Here is a 14910-nt window from a genome sequence, read left to right as displayed (position 1 = left end):
GCGGCCGTCGCCGTCCTCACGGTATCTCGTACACCACCATCTTGTCGGCGATGCCGCGCAGTGCGGCCTGTTTCTGGATCGGCTTGATCGCGCGCCGCTGAAGCACCTCGGCAACCGCGGGCGCATCGAGCACCGGGCCGGTGATGTGGATTTCCTGCGAGGTCGACAGGCTCTGCACGCGGGCGGCGATATTGACGGTCTGGCCGAAATAATCCTGACGTTCGTTGAGCATCACCGCAAGACACGGACCTTCGTGGATGCCGATCTTGACGATGAGATCGGCGGTGCCGCGCTTCTTGTTGAGTTCGTCCATGGCCGCGCGCATCCGCAGGCCCGCGGCGATGGCGTGCTCGGGGCGGACGAAGGTCGCCATCACGGCATCGCCGATCGTCTTCACCACCGCACCCTTCTCGGAGGAGATGATCTCGAGCAACGCATGGAAATGCGCGCGCACGAGATCGAAGGCGGCGAGATCGCCGACGCGCTCGTAGAGCGCGGTCGAGCCCTTCAAATCGGTGAACAGGAAAGTCAGCGACGTGATCTGGAGCCGCTGGTCGAGGCTGAGATTGTCCGCCTTGAAGACATCGCGAAACGTCTGGTTCGACAGCATCCGCTTGGCGGTGAGGAACGGCTTGCGCTTGCCGATGAGATGATGGAGGGCGTCGGCCGCGATGAACACCGACGGCAGCACGCGCACGCCGGCCTGGTTTTCCAGCGACAGCCGCAGCGGGCCCGGCCGCATGGTCGTCGTCCCTGTCGGAGCCTGCACCTTGTTGTACATGATCGCGAGCTGCTGGCGCTCCTTGGTCGGCTCGCCCTGGACGTCGATGAAATGGGCGGCGTGCGTCACCGGCTCGAAAATGATGATGAAGTCGTTCGGCAGTTGCAGCGACATCGTCGCCTTCTCGCCGGCCGGCAGCTCCATCGTATCCAGCGTCACCTCGTTGGCCAGCGTCGCAAACGATTCCTTGTTGAAGTCGACGCCGGAGCTCCAGAATACCTGCCTGAAATAGTCCCACACCGGAAGCGCGTCGGGATTGTGCGATGCGATGTGACGCACGCGCGGATTCACGGTGAAGGAGACCTCGACCTGATCGTCGACGGAGGCCTTGTAGCCGCAAGCGCAGAGCGCGCAGTGATAATCGTCCGGCTTGAGCGCCTTCAGTGTGGAATGCGCACCAAGCACGCCGCCGCAGCCCGGGCACAGCACGTTCCAGCCGAGGTCGAACAGCCCGAGCCGCGCCGAATGCAGGAAGCCGGAGATCGCCCGTTCTTCGTCAAGATTGTGCTGCCTGGAGAAGTCGAGAACATTGACGCGGTTGAGCTCGTGATCCTCACCGTGGTCAATGAGATGCTGAATTGCGTCAACCACCTTCGGATCGGCGGTCTGCTTCAGAACGGAAAGCTGGGCTTGAATATCGCTCATGGCGGAACTCTATCTAGGGTGGATCACGCCATTGGCCAGACAGCGGCCTGTCACCGACGCGTGATGCGGAACATGGGTGCGTGGTCGGGCTGGGTCGTCACGACGCCGCACGGGATCACGGGAGTCGTGTCGGCCAGCTCGACGCGAAACGCGCCGATCAGCCGGGCCAGCGCCAGCACGGATTCGGCTTGTGCAAACGGCGCGCCAATGCAGACGCGCGGACCCGCTCCGAACGGCAAATAGGCGAAGCGATCGGGAGCCTCTTTCGACATGAAGCGCTTTGGAATGAAGGCGTTCGGCTGATCCCACAGCTTCTCGTGCCGGTGCAGCAGCCACGGCGCGATCATGATGATGTCGCCCTTGCCGATCTCGACGCCGGCCGCATTGTCCTTCTCGCGCGCGGCACGCGCGATCAGGAAGGCGGGCGGATAGAGCCGCATGGTCTCCTCGACCACCGCGCGGGCGAACTTCTGGCGGTCGATGTCGGCCATGCTGTCGAGATGTTCGCCGCGCGTTTCGGAGGCGACCTCTTCCTGCGTCTCCGGATCGAGCGCGAGCAGATAGAACGCCCAGAACAGCGCCGTCGCCGTGGTCTCATGACCCGCCAGAATCATGGTCGCGACCTCGTCGACGAGTTGCTCGTCGGAAAAGCCCTTGCCCGTTTCGGGATCGCGCGCCGCGTCCATGAGATCGAACAGATCGCGCGGCGGTGCGCCGTCCTTCTTGCCCGCGGCACGCCGCTCCGAGATCAGCGTGGCGACGAATTCGGTCCAGCGCTTGCGGAAGCGAGCGCGGGCAAAATCCATCGGGCTCGGCCAGGACACCGGCAGCAGCATGTCGAAGAAATACGGCCGTCCCAGCCGCGCGCCATATTCCATGACGAAGTTGCGCAAGGTCGGGCCATGGAGATCCATGCCGAACGAGAACATCGTGCGCCCGGCGATCTCGAGCGTCATGCGCTGCATGATCTCGCGCAGGTCGACCGGCTCGCTCGTTCGCGCCTCGAGCTTTGGGACGGTCTCGTCGAGCACCGCCGTCATGTGCGGGACGAGATCTGCAGTCGCGCGGGGCGTGAAGGCCGGCGCCAGCGTACGGCGCTGATGCGTCCAGGCCTGGCCTTCCGCGATCAGAAGTCCTTCGCCGAGCACGGGACGCAGCATGCGGATACCCGCCGGCGTGCGGGTATAATTCTCATAATTGCTGAGCAGGACGTGCCTGATCGCGTCCGGCTGGTTCAGGATGAAGCTGTTGCGAAGGAGGAAGCGGCCCTTGATGACGTCTTCTTCGTACGCGCGCTGCCCCCAGGTTGCGATCATGTTCTGCCTGATGACCGCAACCCGGCCGAGAAACGACATGTCGTCGGGCGCACGCGGCGGGGTCGGAGGGACGATGGGCCGACGCACGCTGGCGATATTCATGGCTCCCTCCCGCAGGTGTGACGCAGGCAAATAGCTAGTAAGTCAGCTCGGCAACCGCAATCCTGTTCTCGGCGGCAGGCCAGAGACGTGCCACAATTCGTTCTTCGCCGAATTGGGCCACGATGTTACGCCCGATTTCGCTGGCCGGAAGGCGCAAGGTTGCTGTCGAATCCGTGGGCACACCCGGCTTGACGTCGGCGGGCTCCTTGCTATCGAGCAGCACCACGTCCCGCGGCAGGCCGAAATAGCCGCGCGGACGCGACATCATCACGACAGCGCCGGCATCCTTGTCCGCCGGCCCGAGCGGGCGCGCAGCGCGCAGGTGCACGACGCCTGACGAGCGCGGGAAGGGCGATCGGTAGATATGCGTCGTCGGCGCGTTCGGCGATGCCAGGACGAATTCGAGCGACCAGGAAGAATCGACCTGCGCGGGACCCCAGCGGCCGTCGGCGCCGGTTTTCACGCTGTGCACGGCGTTGCCCTTGCGCTCTCCGGTTTCCGGATCGACGCAGAAAATATCGACGGTTGCGCCCGCCACCGGGCGATTGGTCGGCGCGCCGCCCGGCGTGCCCGTCACAAGGCCGCTCAGGCTGACGCTCTGCTCCGGCACAATCGCGATGCGCGCGGGCTCGCGGCCGGCGATGAATTTGTAGATCTCACGGAAGGCTCTGGGGTGAAACGCCACTTCGCGATGATCGAGCGCGCCGAGCACGAGATTGGTGGCGCCCTTCAGTTCAGGACCTTCAACGGTGACGCCGGTCGCCGTGCCGGGCTTGCCGATGAACCGGCCGTCGGCTTGGGCGTATTTGTCCATGCCGTCGCTGCGCAAGGTGAGGAAGGCCACACCCGGCGTCACCTCGCTCTCGCCCTCGTTCAGGCCGCGCAGAAATGCGCCGCGGCCGTTGAACTCGCTGTTGGGCATATCGTCGGTTGCGAATACGCCGTGATTGGGCGTGCCGCACAGGACGGCATGGCTGACATCGCCGGCACCGCCGTTCTTGATGACGTTGCGGATCGCATAGCCGCCACGCGAGCTGCCGACCAGCGCCACGCGGGCTGCGCCGGTGCGGCGCTTCAATTCAGCGATGGTGGCGGCGAGCTCGCGACGCTGGTCCTCGGTCGAAGAGCGGCCCGCCTGCTCGACTTTGTCGTCGCTCCGCGCATTGGGATCGGTGAAATTGATCGCCAACATGCGATCGCGTGCGATGCCGTTCGATTCCATCCGCCACAAGGTCGTCATCCAGAGCGCGTCGTAGTCGCCATTGCCGTGGACGAACAGAATCGGCGGCACCTCCGGGGTCGGCGCCGAAGGCGCGGTTTGTGCCAGCGCATCCATCCGGAAGCTCGCAACTGCGAAAGGCAGCACGCTCGCCCCTTGCAGGATCGTCCGTCGCGACAGCTTCATATGTTCCTCCCGGCAAAACCACGGCTTTGCACCGCTTATACCGACCTAACCACTGGACAGCGAAGGACTTTCGCGGGCATCACTGGATTTGCCGGACTCACCCGAGACCACTTCTGCCAGCCCATAGGGAAGGGGATATGACCGAGCAGCCGAACCGTCAGAAATTGGCCGCCGACGGAATCACCGCACCGCTGCGGTACACCGTGTTCCGGCGCATCTGGCTTGCCAGCCTGCTCTCCAATCTCGGCCTGCTGATCCAGGGCGTCGGCGCGGCCTGGGCGATGACGCAGATGGCGGCCTCGGCCGACAAGGTGGCGCTGGTGCAGACCGCGCTCATGCTGCCGATCATGCTGATCTCGATGCCGGCCGGCGCCATCGCCGACATGTATGACCGGCGCATCGTCACCCTGATCTCGCTGGCGATCGCGCTGACCGGCGCAACCGCGCTCACGATCCTGGCCTGGCTCAACCTTATCACTCCGGAGACGCTGCTTGCCTTTTGCTTCGTCGTAGGCAGCGGCAACGCGCTATTCGGTCCGGCCTGGCAGTCCTCGGTCAGCGAGCAGGTGCCGCCGGATGCGCTGCCGTCGGCTGTCGCGCTGAACGGCATCAGTTACAACATCGCGCGCAGCTTCGGTCCCGCGGTCGGCGGTGTCATCGTCGCGGCGCTCGGCGCGGTGGCCGCCTTCGCCTGCAACGCGATCCTCTATCTGCCGCTGCTGGTGGTGCTGCTGCTGTGGCGGCGCAGCACCGAACCCTCGCGCCTGCCGCGGGAAAAACTCAACCGCGCCATGGTCTCAGGCTTTCGCTACATCACCAATTCGCCGCCGATCAAGATCGTGCTGTTGCGCACGCTGGTGATGGGCCTGATCGGCGGTGCCATCATGGCGCTGATGCCACTGGTCGCGCGCGACCTGCTGCATGGCGGCGCGCAGACCTACGGCATCATGCTGGGCGCCTTCGGCATGGGCGCCGTGGTCGGCGCGCTCAACATCCACGAATTGCGCAAGCGCATGAGCGGCGAGGCCGCGATCCGCGCCTGTACCATCTCGATGGCGTTCGCGATGGCCGCGCTTGCCTTGAGCGCTGAACCCGTGCTGACCGCGGCCGCGCTCGTTCTCGCCGGAGCGGTCTGGATGGCCGCGGTGGCGCTGTTCAACATCGGCGTGCAACTGTCGGCGCCGCGCTGGGTCGCGGGCCGATCGCTCGCGGCGTTCCAGGCCTCGATTTCCGGCGGCATCGCGATCGGTGCCTGGGGCTGGGGTCATCTCACCGATTATGCAGGCGTCGAGGTCGCGCTGCTGGTTGCAGCCGGCCTGATGCTGATCTCGCCGGTGCTGGGTATTTGGCTGGCGATGCCGCGCGTCGGCGCCCGCAACGAGGACGCGGACGTGCTCGCCGATCCGGAAGTGAAACTGTCGCTCACGGCGCGCAGCGGCCCGCTGGTGGTCGAGATCGAATATAGGGTATCGCAGGAGAACGCGCGCGCCTTCCACAATGTGATGCAGGACGTGCAGCTCTCGCGGCAGCGCAACGGCGCCTATGGCTGGTCGATCGCGCGTGACATCGCCGACCCCGAACTATGGACCGAGCGCTACCACTGTCCGACCTGGCTCGACTATTTGCGCCAGCGCAACCGCTCGACCCAATCCGAACGCGCGCTGCATCAGGAGGCGATCGATTTCCACATCGGCCCGGATCCGGTGCGGATCCGCCGCATGCTGGAGCGTCCCTTCGGCTCGGTACGCTGGAAGGAAGAGACGCCGGATCGTGCGAGCGCCGAGGTGCTGCCGGTGGTCGCCACCGCGGCGGGGAGCAGCACGTAGGTTTTTGCCGCGTAGCCCGGATGGAGCGCAGCGCAATCCGGGACGGTCTCACCGCAAGCACAGAACCCGGATTTCGCTTCGCTCCATCCGGGCTACGAGAACCACTACTGCCCGTGGTCGATCAGCACCTTGTCGCAGCCCTTGCTCAGGCGCGTCCGGTTCTGCTTCAGGCAGGCGAGCACGGCCTGATCGCCATTGTTCATCACGGAGCGGCAAAAGCGCGTGACGTCGCGCGTGCAGGCGTCGTGGCCGGGCTGTTGCGCCGACGCGCCGGATGCGCACAGGACCAAAGAAACAATGAAAAGAAATCTGGTCATCGCGTAATGCCTCTTACCCGGAAGAATGTGCGGGCGAAGCTAGTGCGACGATCCTGGAGCCGCAACGGCTTTATTGGCAGGCTGCATGGCACCACCGCGTGGCCCCGGCTTGACGCCGGGGCACATCGCGAGGGGAGCTAACCGACGCAACGACATTATCGTTATCGTTGCGTGCTTTTACTGATTGTCTCTTACTGATTGTCTTGGGCGTCAGCGACCTTGCGCGACGCGCCCTTGGCGAGGTCCTTGTCCATGACCGCGCGGCAGCCGGCGCTCAGGTCGGAGCGATGCTTCACCATGCACGCCGTGATCTTCGGGATGTTGGGGATCTCCGACGAGCACAGGCGGAAGGCATCGCCGGTGCACTGCTGCTGCGCTTCGGACGAGAACGCGAAGCTCGAGGTCGAGACCATCGAGACCATGGCGGCAAAGCCCAGGGAAAGGCTGATGTCGCGGATCTTGGCGGTCAGGGACTCGGTGATCAAAGACTTGGTCATTTGAAGCTCCCATTGGCGCCGCCGGAACGAGGCCCGTTGTTGATGGGAACTACGATGCTCCAGCAAAACAGTTTCTACTGTGATGACGGTCACCGGTGGCCCATTCTCTGTGACTTCCATCACTTTGGCGTACCCCGCTGAAAATCCGACGCAAACGCTGTCGTGTTGGTGTCGCGTTAACTGTTCTTTCGCATTAATGGCTCGGCGCGCGGGAAATTCCGCCGGTTTGGTTGCGTAATTGGAAAGAATAGCGATGCGTAATGCGTTGGGCCTGATGCTGGCCAGTGTAGTTGCGGCGGTCGTGATTGCCGCCGGCGGTTGGTTTTATTATTCCTCGCGCGCCGATCAGGGCGCTCCCAAAACAACGGCCGCCCGTGCCGCCGATCAATTGCCGGCACAGGTGAAGCTCGCCGCCAAGGATGACGTCGAGACCACCGCGGCGATCGCGGGTAAGCCGGCGGTACTTGCCGCGGCGCCGGCACCGGCCGCCCCGGTGCAGCAGAAACCGGCTTGCGCAAATCCGAACGCGCTGGGCGTTGCCCGCGTGGTCGAGATCGACACCACCGGCGGCCCCGGCTTCGGCTTCGAGCATTTCAAGCAGTTCGACTTCCTCGTCGACAAGGAGGTCGTGCTGACCTTCGACGACGGCCCGTGGCCGGTCAACACGCCCGCGGTGCTGAAGGCGCTCGGAGATGAATGCACCAAGGGCCTGTTCTTCTCGGTCGGCAAGCACGCGACCTATCATCCGGAAATCCTGCGCCAGGTGCTGGCCCAGGGTCACACGGTCGGCACGCACACCTGGTCGCATGTCAACCTGAACAGCAAGAAGATGACGGAGAGCCAAGTCGAGGACGAGGTCGAGAAGGGTTTTAGTGCGGTACGATTCGCGCTCGGCACCAACCCGGCGCCATTCTTCCGCTTCCCGCAGCTTCAGCACAATCCGGCGATGGTGAGCTATTTCGGCACCCGCAATGTCGCGATGTTCTCGACCGACATCGACTCCTTCGACTTCAGGAAGGGCGCCACGCCGGAGAAGATCGTCGATAACGTGATGACCAAGCTCGACAAGCTCGGCAAGGGCATCATCCTGATGCACGACTTCCAGAAGCACACCGGCGAAGCCATGCCGGCGCTGCTCGCGCGGCTGAAGGCCGGCGGCTACAAGGTCGTTCAGATGAAGGCCAAGGCGACGCTCCAGACGCTGCCGGAATATGACGAGGCGCTGCTGAAGGACCTGAAGGTCCCGACGTCGAGCGCCCGTCCGATCGCGAGCGTGGTGCAGACGATCTCGCAGTAAGCCCGATCAATCAGATCCAAAACTCTTGCGTCATGGCTGGGCTAGTCCCGGCCATATGCTTTTGGGACCAAAGACACCTTACCAATAGATGCCGTGGCGATGCAGCTCGCCGATGATGCGGCCTTCGGTCCAGCTGCGCTTGTGCTTCGGCTTGTCCGCCTTCGCGGCGGGTTGGCGTCGTTGCAGACGTCGTGATGAACGATCAGGCCGCTCTCCACATCGACGACGCTCTGGAGGTTGTAGGCGGGTACTTCGGGATTGTCGTGCCGAAGCGCGGCGATCGTCCGGTAATCCGGCGCCAATCTCTCATTAGCCAGAGGGCCTCAAGGTCGCGGACACAGGCGCCCTCCAACATGCCCTTGAGATTTCCGAGCAACTAGACTTCTGATGCCCGGCGGGTCTGCCCCAAAGTGGACCCGCCGAATTTCGGTTCGGGGTGGGAAGCCGCCATTGCTCAAGAGGCTTCCGGCCCGATCAACCGAGCTCCCATGGCAGAGGCAGCGCGTATGCCGTGTTGCGCGGCAAGAAGGCTTACTACGACGCGGAGCCCCGCGAGCTGGGCGCGAAGAGGCTGCTCTGGGTCAGCGCGCGCGCCGGTAATGCATCGCGACCGCGCCGCTGCGGAGCGGCTTGGCCGAGATCAGTTCGAGCCGTCGCGTGCTGGGCAGCCCGCTCTGGTAGAGTGTCGGGCCGTGGCCGGCGATCCTGGGATGGACGAGGAGCTGGTACTCGTCGATGAGATCCAGCCGGTCCAGGGCGGTCGCGAGCTTGCCGCTACCGAGGAGCACGCCGGCCGGAGTCGCGTCCTTGAGCCTCTGCACGCCCGTGCGCAGGTCGCCGGCGATGTGGTGGCTGTTGGTCCACGGGAAGACCGTTCGCGTCGACGCCACTACGTACTTCGGCTTGGCGTCCAGCTTGACGGCCCACTCGCGTATTGCGGGCGGCGCCTCCTCGTCGCCGCGGGCGACTGCCGGCCAATAGCTCTCCATCATCTCATAGGTGACGCGACCCCACAGCATCGCTCCGCCCTCGTTCATAAGGTGGGTGAAGAAGGCGTGCGTATCGTCGTCGGCAATTCCCTCCTGGTGATCGACGCAGCCGTCCAGGGTGACGTTGATGCTGAAGGTCAATAGTCCCATGCGGCCAGTCTAAGCCATACAATGGAGAACACGTAGGACAATTGCTCGCGGATTATGTTCAACTTCCGCGATGGGTCGATTTCGCCCTTTGGCTCACCGCGTGGTTACGCGGTGGCTACATGCTGGGGTTTGACACGCTCGCATTTTTTGAGAGCTTGCCGAGTTCACCTATGAAACAAGGGATAAAAATGGTGCCGCAAGAGGGATTCGAACCCCCGACCCCGTCATTACGAATGACGTGCTCTACCAACTGAGCTATTGCGGCGAACCCTGCCGGGACCAGGCAAAGCCGGTCCCGATACGCGCGCTCCTGATATCGGGCATGGCCCGAATTGGCAAGATGGAGCGGGGTCCGAAATGCGCCTCATGCGCCCCAGCGGGACCAGAATCCGCGCCAGCCGCCGGCCTGGGCCTTCGGTGTGCCGATTTGTTCCGTGAATTCATCGCTCGGAGCCTCGTCATCGATCCCGGGATCATCAGGGGCCCGGACGATCGGGATGACGGCTTGAATCGGCGGCTGTGCAGCCTTGCCGAGATCGGCGCGTGTCCGGAACACCGGGGTTGCCGCCACCGGCGATGATTCGGCCGCCTCAGGAGCCGGCTTGACCGGTTCGGCGGGCGTGACCGCAGGCTCTTCATTGACGGCTTCCTTGGCGGCTTCTTTGGCCTCAGGAGGCGAATTGTCCTGTTCGGCGGGCACCGGATCCGGTGCAGCCACAGCCGGTTCCACCAAGGCCTCGCTCGGGGCAGCCGTCACCCGCTTCGGCGGCGGAGCAGCCAGCATGGCTTCCTCGAAGGCCGAGGATTCGATCGTGGCGCCCTTGCCGGAGGGCAGGCTCGCGACCGGTGTCTGCCACTGGAAGGCATCGAGACGGCCGGTGACGGGGGAGACCGGCCGCCAGCGGTCGCTGACATAGCCGTCTGCCGTCCAGGCCGGATCGTGGCGGGCACGCACCGCGCGCAAGGTCCACGCGCGGGCACGGCCGCCGTCGCCGTGCTCGGTACGCTCGATCTCGGCCATCAGCAGCGCGACGCGCTGGGTCGGATCGTTGACGTAAGGCGCCAGCACCTCGCGCGCACGGGCGAATTCGGAGGCATCGATCGCGGCGCGGGCGATTGCGAGCTGACCCTCGACATGGCCGGCCTTGTCGGCAGGAATCTTGGCGGCGAGCGTCTCGACGCGCTGCAAGCGTTGCCGGGCGGAATCGCCGAGCTTCACATGCGCATAAGCGTCCGCGAGATCGGGATGCGGATTGGCGAGCCAGGCGGCTTCCACCACCTTCATGGCGCGACGCACCTGATGCGCCTCGCTCTCGAATTTTGCAGCGAGCACCGCGGCCGGCACCAGGGTCGGCGCGAGCTTGATCGCCTCCATCACGCTCTCGCGCGCGACGTCGCGGTCCATAGTTTCCAGTTCCAGCGCGCGTGCGGCGAGCAGCACGCCGCGCTGGCGGCGATAGGCCTGCTTGTCGATCAGGCCTGCGGACAGATTCGAATCCAGGATCGCGAGCGCGCCGCTCCAGTCGCCGCGCGCGCAGCGGAAACCGAGCACCGCGTGCGAGGCCCAGGTCGAGGACGGCGACAGCTTGATCGCTTCCTCCGCGATCATCACGGCGCCGACCGCATCGTCGGCGCGTTGCGCCTCGATGAACAGGCCGCGCAGGCCGAGCAGGCGCATGTCCTCGCGCTCGACCATGGCACGGAAGACGCGCTGCGCCTCGTCGCGATTGCCCTCGAGCTGCGCGGACTGCGCGTGCAAGAGAAGCGCGAGCGGATCGTTCGCGGCCAGCCGCCGCGCGGTGTCGGCGTGACGGCGGGCGAGCGCGGTGTCGCCATGACCGATCGCGAGCAGGCCGTGGGTGATGGCATGGCGGCCGCGCGCATGGCGTTTCTCATGACGGCGGCGACGCAGGCGTCCCGGCGCGCGCCAGATCATCGTCAGGATGCTCCAGACGAGCACGACTGCCGCTGCAAAGATGCCGAGCAGAAACACGAACCTGGGTAACGTCGTTGACGCGCGGAACGTGCCCGCGGTCAGCACGAGATCGCCGGGCTGATCGGCAATCCAGGCTGCGCCGGCCGCCGCCAGCGCAATCAGGACGAGGAAGAGGACGATGCGAAGCATGGCGATCCCTATTACGCGCTGATTATTGCGCGAACCTTTACTGAGCAGGCTTGACGAGATCCGCCATGGCATCGTCGGCGAATTTGCGTGAGGCGGCGAGCGCGGCGTCACGGGCATCGGCCTTATCGAGCCAGGCTTGCGCCGGTGCACGATCGGCCTCGGGCAGCGTCTTCAGCTCGCGCCGCGCCTCCGCGAAATCGTTGCGGAGCGCCGCCGCCGTCACCCGTGCGACGATCGCGCCGCGATCATTGCCGACGCCGTCGGTGCGCTCGATGCGGACGAGTTTTGAGGCCCCCGCCTGGAGGCGCTCGACGATGCCGGCTCTGGCGGCCGGGGCTTCGGCCGGCGGAGAGAGCTTGGGCACGATGTTGAGCAGCTCGCGGCTCAGCGCGACCGGCGTCGGAATGCCGGACGATGCAAACGCATCGAGCGGCTTCAGCATGTCGGGCTTGGCGGCGAGCGACCGCGCTGCGGACAGCTGCGATTGATAGGGATCGCCATGGCGAACGGCGACGTCGAGCAGGGACGCTGCCACGACGTGGCGCAGCGGCTTGTCGTCCATCGTCCTGGCGTCGGCGATCTTCTCGCCCTGCTGCGCGAGCTCGGCGCGTTCCGTCTTGCTGGCGCGCTCGAGCTGCGCGACGCGGTTGGCGAGATCGGACGATGCCGCGACGTCGCGCGGCGCGGATTTCGCGTCGCTCAACGCGCTCGCGGTCTTGTCGGATTGCGCGCGCAGATTGACGACGTCGCCGCGCAAGGCGCTGACGGATTTCTCCAGCGCATCGATCCGCGCCACCATGGCCGGATCGGCCGCAGGCTTGCCCGCCTTGGCTTCGACCGCGGCAAGCCGTCCGCTGAGCGCGTCGACCGTCCCGCTCGTGACCTGCGGCGCGGCCGGCGGCGCCTGCACGGCGGGCCAGCCCAGCATCCAGCCGACCGCAATCACGATCGCGGCTGCGACCGCGCCGGAGAATGGCGCAATGACCCAGGGCGAAATCGGCGCCGACGCGGGAGCGGAAGCAACCGCGGCTTGCGCGTGCTCGGGCTGCGGGTCGGGGTTAGCCTCTTCGGATTTTGACTCTTCGGCCGTGGCCTGCTCGTGCGCGGCCTGCTCGGACGCCGCCTGAGCCTCCGGTCCGGCGGCCGTCTCCTGCGGCTGGGTCGAGACTTCGGTTGCCTCAAGGTCGATGGTGGGCGGGGTGCGCTTGGGACGGCCGGACTCGGAAGCCAATCCTACGTCTTCAGGCTTGTCATCGGCCATCGTGACGGTTCCTCACACTTAGATGCCCTAAACGGACCCGATCGCGTCGGATTCGGCCCGACCTCTTACGCCAATCGGGTCCGCAAAGCACGCTCCAAGGTGTCGAACAAGGCATTTTCATCCGGCGTCGCGGCCCCGAGAACCTGTGACGCGCCGGCATCGCGCAGCACGCTGGCGACCGTCTCGGACAGGCAGCATTGCGGGATCGCCAGCGCCGAGATTTCGACGCCTTCGTCCCGCGCCGCCTCCAGGAAGGCCCGCGCGCTGCGCCGGGAGTAATGCAGCACCGCCTCGATCCCATGCGCGGCAAAGCCATCGCAGACATCGCGTGGCAGGATCTTGACCGGAGCCATGCGATAGGTGGTCTGGGTCACCACGCTATAGCCCTCCGCGCCTAGCTCGGCGCCGAGATCGCGCGACAGATCCGCGCCAGCGAGATAAAGCAGCGTGCTTTTCTTCTTCAGCAGCTTGTTGCGCGCGCTCCGCATCACCTTGTCACGCAAGGCCGCAGCGTCGCCGCCGGCGACGATCACTTCGGCGAAGCCGGCGTCGCGCGCCACGGCAGCCGTGTGCTCGCCGACCGCAAACAGCGGTAGCTCCAGGAGGCTAAGGTCGCGCAATTGCGGCACGACGGCACGGATCGCGTTGGCCGACGTGACGATGATGGCGCCGTAGTCCGCCTCACTCTTGTCATGGAAGGCGACCGGCTCGAACTTGAGCATCGGCGCGAGCAGCACCGCATGACCCCGTGCGCGCAAATTTTCCGCCGTCGCCTCGTTGTCGGGATGCGGCCGTGTGACAAGAATGGACATCGCTTGTGTTCCCGAACCACGTGGCGGTGAGGCATTCATGAGGGCGGCTGCGCGTGACGATTGCGCAAGTCGACCCCGGAATGCTACCGGACGTACCAGAACTCTGCTTTGCGGATGAGCGCAAGGGGGCGAGAAGGGCGCAAATTGGACAACAATTCGCCAACGCTGGTACTGGGCATCGAAACCACCTGCGACGAGACCGCCGCGGCCGTGATCGAGCGCGCGCCCGACGGTACCGGCAAGATCCTGTCCAACATCGTGCGGTCGCAGGTCGAGGAGCATGCCCGTTTCGGCGGCGTGGTGCCGGAGATCGCCGCGCGTGCGCATGTCGACCTGCTCGACGGCATCATCGACCACGCCATGCAGGAGGCCGGCATCGGCTTCGCCCAGCTCGACGGTGTCGCGGCCGCCGCAGGGCCGGGGCTGATCGGCGGCGTCATCGTCGGCCTCACCACCGCGAAGGCGATCGCGATGGTGTACGACACGCCGCTGGTCGCGGTGAACCATCTGGAGGCGCATGCACTGACGCCGCGCCTCACCGACGGAATTGAATTTCCCTACTGCCTGTTCCTCGCTTCGGGCGGGCATACCCAGATCGTCGCCGTCACCGGGGTCGGCCAATATGTGCGGCTCGGCACCACCGTCGACGATGCGATCGGCGAAGCCTTCGACAAGGTCGCGAAGATGTTGGGCCTGCCCTATCCCGGCGGACCGCAGGTCGAACGCGCCGCGGCAAGCGGCGATGCCACGCGCTTTGCCTTTCCGCGGCCGATGCAGGGACGGCCTGATGCCAATTTCTCGCTGTCCGGATTGAAGACGGCCGTGCGCAACGAAGCGAGCCGAATCAACGAGATCACGCCACAGGATATCAGCGATCTCTGCGCGAGCTTTCAGGCCGCCGTGCTCGACTCGACGGCTGACCGGCTGAGCGTTGGTCTCACGCTTTTCCGCGAGCAGTTCGGCTCTCCGCGCGCACTCGTGGCGGCTGGCGGCGTCGCCGCCAATCAGGCGATTCGCGGCGCCCTGCATGGCGTCGCGCGGCAGGCCAGGACGCAACTGATCATGCCGCCGCCCGCGCTCTGCACCGACAATGGCGCGATGATCGCCTGGGCCGGCGCCGAGCGCCTCGCACTCGGCCTGACCGACACGATGGAAGCGCAGCCCCGCGCGCGCTGGCTGCTGGATGCCAACGCCACGGCGCCGGCCGGGTACGGCAACACGCGGGCGGGTTACTGAATGCTGCGGTGTCACTACGAGCTCCGCTTCACCTCGCCCCGCTTGCGGGGAGAGGTCGGATTGCATCGCAGATGCAATCCGGGTGAGGGGGACTCTCCGCGAGTCTCTCTGTCACCGTCCTTGCGGGGACTCCCCCTCACCCCGACCCTCT

The 14910-nt window shown here is 65.6% G+C and carries 12 protein-coding genes and 1 tRNA gene; 3 read left to right on the top strand and 10 right to left on the bottom strand.

Annotated elements, in window-relative coordinates; all coding sequences use genetic code 11:
* Positions 1 to 16: 16 nt before the first annotated feature.
* From IVA80_RS35245 to IVA80_RS35235, 3 genes are read right to left on the bottom strand one after another with little or no spacing between them, the layout of a single operon-like run.
* Positions 17 to 1426 (bottom strand): adenylate/guanylate cyclase domain-containing protein, encoded by a 1410-nt coding sequence (locus IVA80_RS35245; protein ID WP_247439717.1) that lies wholly within the window; start codon positions 1424 to 1426, stop codon positions 17 to 19.
* Between the two features lie 50 nt (positions 1427 to 1476).
* Positions 1477 to 2844, bottom strand: coding sequence for a cytochrome P450 (locus tag IVA80_RS35240; protein ID WP_247439716.1), 1368 nt, complete (start codon positions 2842 to 2844; stop codon positions 1477 to 1479).
* Positions 2845 to 2878: 34 nt separating this feature from the next.
* On the bottom strand, positions 2879 to 4249 hold the full coding sequence (locus IVA80_RS35235; protein WP_247439715.1) for a hydrolase: 1371 nt from the start codon (positions 4247 to 4249) through the stop codon (positions 2879 to 2881).
* Positions 4250 to 4386: 137 nt separating this feature from the next.
* Between IVA80_RS35235 and IVA80_RS35230 the strand changes: the two genes are divergently transcribed.
* The gene (locus tag IVA80_RS35230) at positions 4387 to 6075 is read left to right on the top strand and encodes an MFS transporter (protein ID WP_247439714.1); all 1689 of its coding nucleotides are present in this window, start codon (positions 4387 to 4389) and stop codon (positions 6073 to 6075) included.
* A 104-nt stretch (positions 6076 to 6179) separates the two neighbouring features.
* On the opposite strand, the gene IVA80_RS35225 is transcribed toward IVA80_RS35230, so the two are convergent.
* Entirely contained in the window at positions 6180 to 6392 is a 213-nt protein-coding gene (locus tag IVA80_RS35225; RefSeq protein ID WP_247439713.1) for a hypothetical protein, read from the bottom strand.
* Between the two features lie 191 nt (positions 6393 to 6583).
* Positions 6584 to 6889, bottom strand: a complete 306-nt coding sequence (locus tag IVA80_RS35220; RefSeq protein WP_247439712.1) for a hypothetical protein — start codon at positions 6887 to 6889, stop codon at positions 6584 to 6586.
* 253 nt (positions 6890 to 7142) lie between these two features.
* Between IVA80_RS35220 and IVA80_RS35215 the strand changes: the two genes are divergently transcribed.
* Positions 7143 to 8186, top strand: coding sequence for a polysaccharide deacetylase family protein (locus IVA80_RS35215; RefSeq protein WP_247439711.1), 1044 nt, complete (start codon positions 7143 to 7145; stop codon positions 8184 to 8186).
* Positions 8187 to 8767: 581 nt separating this feature from the next.
* Here the strand turns inward: IVA80_RS35215 and IVA80_RS35210 are convergent.
* The 5 genes from IVA80_RS35210 to IVA80_RS35190 all read right to left on the bottom strand — a co-directional run bounded on the left by IVA80_RS35210 (position 8768) and on the right by IVA80_RS35190 (position 13523).
* Entirely contained in the window at positions 8768 to 9325 is a 558-nt protein-coding gene (locus IVA80_RS35210; protein ID WP_247439710.1) for a dihydrofolate reductase family protein, read from the bottom strand.
* A gap of 189 nt (positions 9326 to 9514) precedes the next feature.
* Positions 9515 to 9590, bottom strand: a tRNA-Thr gene (locus IVA80_RS35205).
* 99 nt (positions 9591 to 9689) lie between these two features.
* Positions 9690 to 11450, bottom strand: coding sequence for a heme biosynthesis HemY N-terminal domain-containing protein (locus IVA80_RS35200; protein WP_247439709.1), 1761 nt, complete (start codon positions 11448 to 11450; stop codon positions 9690 to 9692).
* Positions 11451 to 11487: 37 nt separating this feature from the next.
* Positions 11488 to 12711 (bottom strand): hypothetical protein, encoded by a 1224-nt coding sequence (locus IVA80_RS35195; RefSeq protein ID WP_247439708.1) that lies wholly within the window; start codon positions 12709 to 12711, stop codon positions 11488 to 11490.
* 65 nt (positions 12712 to 12776) lie between these two features.
* The gene (locus tag IVA80_RS35190) at positions 12777 to 13523 is read right to left on the bottom strand and encodes a uroporphyrinogen-III synthase (RefSeq protein WP_247439707.1); all 747 of its coding nucleotides are present in this window, start codon (positions 13521 to 13523) and stop codon (positions 12777 to 12779) included.
* A 114-nt stretch (positions 13524 to 13637) separates the two neighbouring features.
* Here IVA80_RS35190 and tsaD point away from each other — a divergent pair, with 114 nt between their 5' ends.
* The gene (tsaD, locus tag IVA80_RS35185; RefSeq protein WP_247439706.1) at positions 13638 to 14759 is read left to right on the top strand and encodes a tRNA (adenosine(37)-N6)-threonylcarbamoyltransferase complex transferase subunit TsaD; all 1122 of its coding nucleotides are present in this window, start codon (positions 13638 to 13640) and stop codon (positions 14757 to 14759) included.
* Positions 14760 to 14910: the final 151 nt, after the last annotated feature.

The organism is Bradyrhizobium sp. 139, from assembly GCF_023074175.1.
Classification (GTDB): domain Bacteria; phylum Pseudomonadota; class Alphaproteobacteria; order Rhizobiales; family Xanthobacteraceae; genus Bradyrhizobium.
This window is presented reverse-complemented; position numbering and strand designations above follow the sequence as displayed.

Coding starts and splice junctions, on each gene's coding strand:
- IVA80_RS35235 (WP_247439715.1), bottom strand. CDS start 4,249: ATGAAGCTGTCGCGACGGACGATCCTGCAAGGGGCGAGCGTGCTGCCT.
- tsaD (WP_247439706.1), top strand. CDS start 13,638: ATGAGCGCAAGGGGGCGAGAAGGGCGCAAATTGGACAACAATTCGCCA.
- IVA80_RS35200 (WP_247439709.1), bottom strand. CDS start 11,450: ATGCTTCGCATCGTCCTCTTCCTCGTCCTGATTGCGCTGGCGGCGGCC.
- IVA80_RS35230 (WP_247439714.1), top strand. CDS start 4,387: ATGACCGAGCAGCCGAACCGTCAGAAATTGGCCGCCGACGGAATCACC.
- IVA80_RS35195 (WP_247439708.1), bottom strand. CDS start 12,711: ATGGCCGATGACAAGCCTGAAGACGTAGGATTGGCTTCCGAGTCCGGC.
- IVA80_RS35210 (WP_247439710.1), bottom strand. CDS start 9,325: ATGGGACTATTGACCTTCAGCATCAACGTCACCCTGGACGGCTGCGTC.
- IVA80_RS35245 (WP_247439717.1), bottom strand. CDS start 1,426: ATGAGCGATATTCAAGCCCAGCTTTCCGTTCTGAAGCAGACCGCCGAT.
- IVA80_RS35225 (WP_247439713.1), bottom strand. CDS start 6,392: ATGACCAGATTTCTTTTCATTGTTTCTTTGGTCCTGTGCGCATCCGGC.
- IVA80_RS35240 (WP_247439716.1), bottom strand. CDS start 2,844: ATGAATATCGCCAGCGTGCGTCGGCCCATCGTCCCTCCGACCCCGCCG.
- IVA80_RS35215 (WP_247439711.1), top strand. CDS start 7,143: ATGCGTAATGCGTTGGGCCTGATGCTGGCCAGTGTAGTTGCGGCGGTC.
- IVA80_RS35190 (WP_247439707.1), bottom strand. CDS start 13,523: ATGTCCATTCTTGTCACACGGCCGCATCCCGACAACGAGGCGACGGCG.
- IVA80_RS35220 (WP_247439712.1), bottom strand. CDS start 6,889: ATGACCAAGTCTTTGATCACCGAGTCCCTGACCGCCAAGATCCGCGAC.